The organism is Gaiella sp. (assembly GCF_035558935.1).
Classification (GTDB): Bacteria; Actinomycetota; Thermoleophilia; order Gaiellales; family Gaiellaceae; genus Gaiella.
In genome coordinates this window covers 25336-32760 of the sequence record NZ_DATMBZ010000044.1, presented here as the reverse complement: position 1 = coordinate 32760, position 7425 = coordinate 25336, and the positions used below count along the sequence as shown (strand labels likewise).

8 protein-coding genes are annotated in these 7425 nt (G+C 70.4%); 5 read left to right on the top strand and 3 right to left on the bottom strand.

Annotated elements, in window-relative coordinates; all coding sequences use genetic code 11:
• Positions 1-320: SRPBCC family protein (locus tag VNM44_RS04625; protein ID WP_325623138.1), on the bottom strand; the 320-nt coding region annotated here is incomplete at its 3' end.
• Between the two features lie 512 nt (positions 321-832).
• Here VNM44_RS04625 and VNM44_RS04620 point away from each other — a divergent pair.
• Positions 833-1558, top strand: a complete 726-nt coding sequence (locus VNM44_RS04620) for a hypothetical protein (protein ID WP_325623136.1) — start codon at positions 833-835, stop codon at positions 1556-1558.
• Positions 1559-1611: 53 nt separating this feature from the next.
• Here the strand turns inward: VNM44_RS04620 and VNM44_RS04615 are convergent, their stop codons facing one another.
• Complete coding sequence (locus VNM44_RS04615; protein WP_325623134.1) at positions 1612-2013, bottom strand: hypothetical protein; 402 nt, start codon at positions 2011-2013, stop codon at positions 1612-1614.
• A 58-nt stretch (positions 2014-2071) separates the two neighbouring features.
• Here VNM44_RS04615 and VNM44_RS04610 point away from each other — a divergent pair, with 58 nt between their 5' ends.
• A complete protein-coding gene (locus VNM44_RS04610) occupies positions 2072-4303 on the top strand; it encodes a glycogen debranching N-terminal domain-containing protein (protein ID WP_325623132.1) in 2232 nt (743 codons plus the stop codon).
• A gap of 149 nt (positions 4304-4452) precedes the next feature.
• Here the strand turns inward: VNM44_RS04610 and VNM44_RS04605 are convergent, their stop codons facing one another.
• Entirely contained in the window at positions 4453-4680 is a 228-nt protein-coding gene (locus VNM44_RS04605) for a hypothetical protein (RefSeq protein WP_325623130.1), read from the bottom strand.
• A gap of 81 nt (positions 4681-4761) precedes the next feature.
• On the opposite strand from VNM44_RS04605, the gene VNM44_RS04600 reads away from it, so the two are divergent.
• The 3 genes from VNM44_RS04600 to VNM44_RS04590 are packed head-to-tail and all read left to right on the top strand — an operon-like array spanning position 4762 to position 7412.
• Entirely contained in the window at positions 4762-5451 is a 690-nt protein-coding gene (locus tag VNM44_RS04600) for a methyltransferase (protein ID WP_325623128.1), read from the top strand.
• A 1-nt stretch (position 5452) separates the two neighbouring features.
• Positions 5453-6115, top strand: a complete 663-nt coding sequence (locus tag VNM44_RS04595; RefSeq protein WP_325623126.1) for a GNAT family N-acetyltransferase — start codon at positions 5453-5455, stop codon at positions 6113-6115.
• Positions 6105-7412, top strand: coding sequence for a right-handed parallel beta-helix repeat-containing protein (locus tag VNM44_RS04590; protein WP_325623122.1), 1308 nt, complete (start codon positions 6105-6107; stop codon positions 7410-7412). Before VNM44_RS04595 ends, VNM44_RS04590 begins: the two co-directional genes overlap by 11 nt.
• Positions 7413-7425 lie beyond the last annotated feature (13 nt).

The window sequence follows — 7425 nt, the reverse complement described above, 5'->3', positions numbered from 1 at the left end:
CCTTCGGGCTCGTAGTCCATCTGCACCATCAGCTTCGTGCGACCCTCGTCGAGCTTGTGAAAGGTCACGACGCCGTTCGGTCCGTCCTGGTCGAGTGCCTTCCAGGCGACGCGGTGCTCCGGATGCTGCTCGGTGATCTCGGCGTCCCACTCCTGCTTCTCGCCGCCGACCTCGGCAACCCAATGCAAGTGCTTGTCGTCTCTCTGCTCGACGCGCTCGACGCCCTCCATGAACTGGGGGAACGACTCGAACTGCGTCCATTGGTTGTAAGCCTTCGAGACGGGGACATCGAGTTCGATCGACTCTTCAATGCTCTTCACGGATACCTCCCGGCTTCGCTGAGCCTTGGTCTGTTGTCAGTCTTCTCGAGCGATTCACGGCCGGCGCAAGCCGGCCCTGATGCAGTTCAGCGGTCGATTCCTCGGAACTCGGTGAAGGCGTTCCCAGGGCAGCGAACCGCAAACACACATGGCGGCCCTGCGGGTTGCGACACGGGATCTGCGAAGGAGAGGGTGGCAGCCGGTGATCCACCGGCAGACGCCGAAGTAGTCCCGCGATCTCGTCGAGGTGGGCCGTGCTCCACGCGAACCGCCGTCGGCGGGCCGGTCGTGCCAGCTCGTAGGCCGCCTGCGCGCGCCGGCGCCCTCCTGGCATGTCGTGCGGGCGAGCCGAGCGAGCGACGCGCCCGAATGACGCGGAACGACATAGCGATCGGTCGGCTCATCTGTCGGATCGGAGTCCCTCCTGCGTAGCCGGCGGGGGTCGCGGGTTTCCGCATCGCCGGCCGGCGGGAAGCGCGCAGTCGAAGGTTTCGAACGGCGTTCATGAGGGCATGAGCGCTCGCGTGGAGCGCCGCCCGCCAGCCGGGTCCTCGATCGTTGTCGACGAAAGGCACCCGGCGGTCGACTACGTCGTGCTCTTGGACACCGACCGGCCCCCGCGGCGTCGGCGCTCGGCTCTTCTCGGTGGAGGCCTGCTCATCGCGGCCTCTCCCGTCGCGGTGGGCGCCGGAGTGTTCGTCCCGGGCTTCGCCGCCCTCGGACTGGGCGCTTTGCTGCTGCTTCTGCCGCCCACCGATCGGCGCGAACGGCGCCGTACACCGCTCCGCTTCGTCCGCGCGGCTCCGGCGCATATCGGCCGCGCTGCGGCAGCACTATCCCGTCCGATCGCCCGCTTCCTCGCGCGCGTGTTCCGGGCGGCGGCGCGCTTCGTCGCCACCGCGGTCCGCGACGGCGTGGTGCTGATCGGTCGGGCGACGGCGGCGGGCGCCGTTGCGATCGGCGCTGCGGCCGCTCGCGCGGGATCCCGAAGTTGGTCGGCGGCGCGGGTCGGCGCGCCGCGCGCCTGGCGCGTCCTAGTCGCCGCGGCCCGGTCGCTCGCCCGCGTCGCGCGCTCGGCCTCAATCCGTGCCTGGGTCCTCGTCGAGCCGATGCTGCGACGGGTGTGGGCGGCCTGCCTGGCGGGCTCGAGACGCACCTTTGACGAGACGGGCGTGCTTGCGCACTCTGCGTCGAAGCGGCTGTCGGCGTTCATCGACTCGCGCGCCGGCCGCCGATAGCTACGGGCACGTCGGGGTCGCTGATCCCGTACGAACGGCTTTCCGGCAGTGACTCAGTGCTGCGGCGCGTTCGCGAGCTCAGGCCCGACGTCGCCCATGAAGCCGAAGAACGCGAGCACCTCGCGAAGCTCCTTCGGCGTCAGCCGGCGCGCGACCGCCCGGCGGAGGACTTCGATGTCGCAGTGGTGGGCCTGAAACGCCGTGAACTGGACGCGCGCAAGGACCCGGTAGATGTCGGAGTCGGAGGGGTAGGGGAGGAGGAACGATTCTGCGGCTCGGCTGAACGAGTCTGCTTTGGCCCGGCACAACGCCGGGGAGGCCGGGCCTGTGGGCACCTTCGTCGCGGCGAACCGCCCGTCGGAGGGAATCGTGAGGGTCTTCTGCGTCTGGTCGTCACCGCCGCACCCTGCGAGAAGCACGACCGCGAGAACAACGGCTGCAATGAACCTGATCACGACTCCGAAGGCTACAAACCGCGTGCTCGCGCGCGCCGGGTTGTTCTAGCCTTACCTCGTGCGCGCGAAGGGACGCGCAGGCGAGGAACGGATCGCGGTCGAACGGCGGCCGACCCCGCTCGACCCGTATCCGCAACCCCGGGCGCCCTCGGAGCGAGAAGGAGGGCCAGCGCGGCCCAGCGAGCTCGCCTCCGATGCGATCGCGGTCCTGGAAGGGCGGACGTTCATGTTCTCCGACTCACGCGGCGACGTGGCCCCGGGGTCGACGGGAGGCCTCGTGCACGAGGACACGCGCTTCGTGAGCAGGTGGGAGCTACGGCTCGACGGGGAGCCCCTCTCGCTGCTCAAGTCCGGGCCGGTCGATTACGACTCCGCGGCGTTCTTCCTCACGAATCCGGACACGTCCCGCCTCCGTGCCCACAGCGTCGCCGTCCGACGCCTGCGCCACGTGGGGAGTGGTGCGCTCGAGCAGCTCACGGTCTTCAACACGTCGTCCGAGCCGGTCACCTGCGAGCTGCGGCTCCTCTGCGGGGCGGACTTCGCCGACCTCTTCGAGATCAAGAGCGGCGTCCGCGACCGGAGTGGCAGCATCGTCGCCGCTGCTCGGGGCCGACAGTCGCTGCGTTTCCGGTACCAGGTGCCGGGGTTCCTCGCGGAGACCACGATCCGGATCGAGCGCAGCGAGATCGTCGAGGGCGCTACGGAGGAGGTTGTCGCCGCGGCGCCGCCCCGCGTGGACGGGACGGACGCCGTCTGGGAGCTCGAGCTGCCGCCGCGCTGCCTGTTCGTGGCGCTGGTCAGGGTGGGCGTGCGGGTGAACAACGTGACGTTCGAGCCTGTGGTGGAGGGTTTCGGCTCGCGGCAACAGCTCGTCGAGGGGCCGTTGAGCGACTGGCTCGAGCGCATTCCGCGCGTCGAGGCGACGAGCACGTTGCTCACGGACGTCGTCCGGCAATCGGTCGTCGACCTCGCGGCCCTACGCATCACGGGCGACCTTCTCGGCGAGCGCTACGTGCTGCCCGCCGCCGGGCTCCCGTGGTTCATGACCCTCTTCGGCCGCGACACGTTGATCACGTCGCTGCAGACGCTCTGGATCGGCCCCGGCCTCGCGCGCGGGGCGCTTCATCTGCTCGGTGCGCTCCAGGGCATGCAGGTCGACGACTTCAGGGACGAAGAGCCGGGCAAGATCCTGCACGAAGTCCGAAGCGGCGAGCTGACGCGGCTGGGTGAGATGCCGCACAGCCCCTACTACGGCACCGCCGACGCGACCCCGCTCTGGCTGATCCTCCTCTCGGAGTACTGGCGCTTCACGGGCCAGGACGCGTTCGTCCTGGAACGATGGGACAAGATCGACGCCGCGCTCGACTGGATCGACCGGTACGGCGATCGCGACGGCGACGGCTACGTCGAGTACCAGACGCGCTCGCAGGCCGGCCTCGGCAACCAGTGCTGGAAGGACTCGTGGGACGGCGTCCAGTTCGCCGATGGGACGATCCCGCACCTGCCGATCGCGACCGCCGAGATCCAGGGCTACGTCTACGACGCGAAGCTGCGCGTGGCAGAGCTTGCGCGGCGGCTGCGGAGCGACACAGACCTCGCCGGGCGGCTCGAGCGCGAAGCCGAGGACCTCTCCGGCCGCTTCAACGACGACTTCTGGTCGGACGATCGCGGCGGCTACTACGTCGTCGGTCTCGACGGCGACAAGCGCCGGATCGACTCCATGACCTCGAACATCGGGCACCTGCTCTGGTCGGGGATCGTTCCGCAGGAGCGAGCAGGCTTGGTCGCGCGTCAGCTGATGTCCGACGCGATGTTCTCTGGTTGGGGCGTCCGCACGCTGTCGACCGAGGATCGCGGATACAACCCGATCGGCTACCACACCGGAACGATCTGGCCGCACGACAACTCGATCGTGGCGCTCGGGCTCGCCCGCGCAGGATTCCGCGACGAGGCGAATCGGATCGCACTGGCGCAACTCGAGGCGGCCTCCTTCACGGGCCACCGGCTGCCGGAGGCCTTCGCCGGCTTCGAGCGCTGGGTCAGCCGCTTTCCGGTCCCGTACCCGACGGCGTGCAGCCCTCAGGCCTGGGCGACTGCCGCTCCCTTCGTCTTCGTGCAGGCGATCCTCGGTCTCGAGGCCCGCGACGGCGAGCTTCGGCTCGACCCCCGCGTGCCCGAGGAGCTCGGTCGCATCGTCGTTCGCCGCCTCCATGCATTCGGGACGGAGTGGGATGTCGAGGCGGCCGGCGCCGAGGGCATCGTGTGTCAGAGCGGCCCGGCGCTCCGCTGACGGGGCGACCAGGGGAGCGTTCACTCCGCCGGCGAGGCGACCCCCGTCAGCGAGGTTCGTGTACCCGGCGCGCCGGGGAGAAAACGACGCCGTCGCCGTTCCCAGCGAGTCGCGCCGAGCCTCGTCTGCGCGGCCCGGGGGCCCCGACGCTACGGAGCCTCGGTCGTCTCCGTCTCGAGCGGCTCCCAGGCGCAGACGTAGGTCTCTGCGAACGCCGGCCGGTAGCCGAACTCCGACGCCGCACAGGGTGGGCAGTAGACGACGATTCGCGGCTCGTCGACGCCGTCCGGGTCCTCGCAGGCATAGGCGACCCAGCCCTTGCCGAGCTCCCCGCTACAGCAGCCGCATTCTTCGCAGTACAGCAATCCGCCACACACCCCCAAGAAGGTCGGATCTAACACCGCTCGCGTCGCGCGGGCAAGCGGGAACCGTCTCGCGACCGCGTGTAGGGTCGGCGGATGGCGCACGAGCACCGTGTCGCGGGGCACCTCGGCGTCCAGCCGGACGAGTACGACCGGACGATCCGGACGTTCATCCCGCACTACGACCGGATGCTCGAGACGATCGTGCACTGGCTCGCCGCGAACATTCCGGCGGACGGCTACGTCGTCGATCTCGGAGCCGGCACCGGCGCACTGTCGGCCGCGATCCTCGAGGGCCTCCCCGAGGTGCGCGTCCAGCTCGTCGACGTGGACCCGAGCATGCTCGAGACCGCCACGGCGAGGTGTGCCGACCATCTCGGCCGGGTCGACCTGCGGCGCGGGCGCTTCCAGGACGAGCTTCCGCGTTGCGACGCCGTCGTCGCCACGCTCGCCCTCCATCACGTTGCCGATCTCGAGGAGAAGCGGGAGCTCTACCGTGCGATCCACACGGCGCTCGAGCCGGGCGGCCTGCTCGCGGTGGGCGACCTCCTGATCCACCCCGACGGCCCCGAACGGCGCCAGATGCTCCGCGACTGGTACGCGCACATGGCCGCCCACGGGATCACGGAGGAGGAAGCGGAAGGGCACTTCGGCCAGTGGGGCGAGGAGGACTACTACGTTGGGCTCGTCGAGGAGCTCGAGCTCATCCGCGCGGCCGGCTTCCGGCGCCCCGACTGCTTCTGGCGCGACGGCGGGATCTGCGTGTACGGAGGCTTCAAGGCCTAGCGTGCTGCGCGACGTCCAGCGGAACCACCGATCGTGGCTCGCCCGCGGCCGCGAGCAGATCGAGCTCGGAGGCGTGACGCTGTTCCTCGGCTCGACCCACGCGACTCTCGCGTTTCCGAGCCCTGGCGCGGACATCGAGACGGCCGTGCGCACAGCCGTCGAGCGCGGCGTGCGTGAGGTGGGCTGCTGGTCGCTCGGGCCGGACGAGCTGCTCGGGCGCCGTCTGCTCGACCTCGGCTTCCAGGACGGCTGGCGGCCCCACTGGATGGGGATCGACCCGGCTCGGCGCCCGGGCCTGTCGGCGGGGTGCTCGGTCGAACGCAGCAGCGTGTGCTCGCCGGAGCTCCCGTACGGCCACGACCCGCCGCTCGACGACGTCGCACGGCACCTCGTCGTGCGTGACGGCACGACGATCGCGGGCCATGTCGTGCTCCATGTCGAGGGCGCGACCGGCGGCGTCTACGACATGGGTGTGGCGCCCCGCTGCCGGCGGCGCGGCTTCGGAACGGCGCTCACGCTCGCGGCGATCGCCGCCGCGCACGAGCTCGGCTGCTCGAGCCTCACGCTGAACGCCACGGGCGAGGGCGAGCCGCTCTACCGGAGCGTCGGCTTCGAGTCACTCGGGCTCGGGATGACGTGGTGGCTCTTCCCGCGTGCGCGATAGGGTCGTCACGGTGTTCCGGTCGCGAAGCGCAGGCGTCGCCCTCGCAGCCGTGGTCGTCTCGCTCCTCGTCGTCACGTCCGACGCGGTGGCCGGGACCCATGCCGCGTCGCGCTCGTCCACGGTCCGCGTCACCGGCGCGGCGAGCTTCGACACCGCCGTACGGGCGCTTCGGGGGCGCGGCGGGACGATCGTGCTGCGACCGCGCCTGTACCGGGAGATCGTCGTGCGCTGGCGGACGGGCAAGCCGCTTCGCATCGTCGGCACGCCCGGTTCCAGGATCGAGCGGCTGATCTTCGACCGCGCCTCGCAGGTCACCGTGCGCAACGTCACCATCGGGCCGATCGGCGGCGACGCGCTGGTCGACGTCCGCGCGTCGCGCGACATCGTCCTCGAGGATCTCGTCGTCACCGCGCGCGGCACGCGCTTCTCGTCGGCCGTGCGGATCCCGGACTCGCGCGAGGTGACGATCCGCAGAAGCGACTTCTCGCACTGTGGCGACCGCTCGCCGCGCTTCACGTTCTGCGTCCTCCTCTGGCGCTGGTCGCACCGCGTGACGATCGAGGACAACCGGTTCCACGACTGCCGCGGCTGCGACTTCGTCCACGGCCGCTTCGGCTCGTACCTCACGATCCGGGGAAACCGGTTCGACCGGGCGCTGCCGTGCCGCGGGCTCGGCGCCTACCGCTGCGGGCACCAGGATCTCGTGCAGCTGTTCGCCGGGCGCCACCTCCGTGTCGAGCGGAACCACTTCGGCGTCTATCGCGAGGGCGGCGCGCAGCTCTACCTGACGAACTCGGTCGACCACGCGACGATCGTCAACAACGTCTTCGTGGGGAAGGACCGGCGCGTGCCCGGGTACCGCGCCCGGATGGGCATCATCGTCGGAAGCGCCGCCTCGAAGCGTCTCCCGCACTTCGTCCGGGTCGTGAACAACACGATCCTCACCGGCGCGCTGCGTCGCGACGGCTACGCCGGGTCGATCCGGATGAGCTCGAAGTACGGGAGCGTGCTTCGCCGGAAGCGCCCGATCGTCGCGAACAACGTGATCGCGCTTCTCGCGAAGCGCAGGCACATCTGCAGCGCGGCGCTCGTCTTCGCCCACAACGTCGTGATCGACGGCACGGGCTGCTCCTCTTCCGATCGGGTCGGACCTGCCGATCTCGACGGGAACGGCCGGCCGCGACGCCTCTCGGACGTCGTCGACGCCGCCATGCGGCTCTATGCGCCGCGGACCGATTCCACGGGGCTCCCACGGGTGGGCAAGCCCGACATCGGCGCGCTCGAATACCGGGGCTGAGCCGCGCGACGAG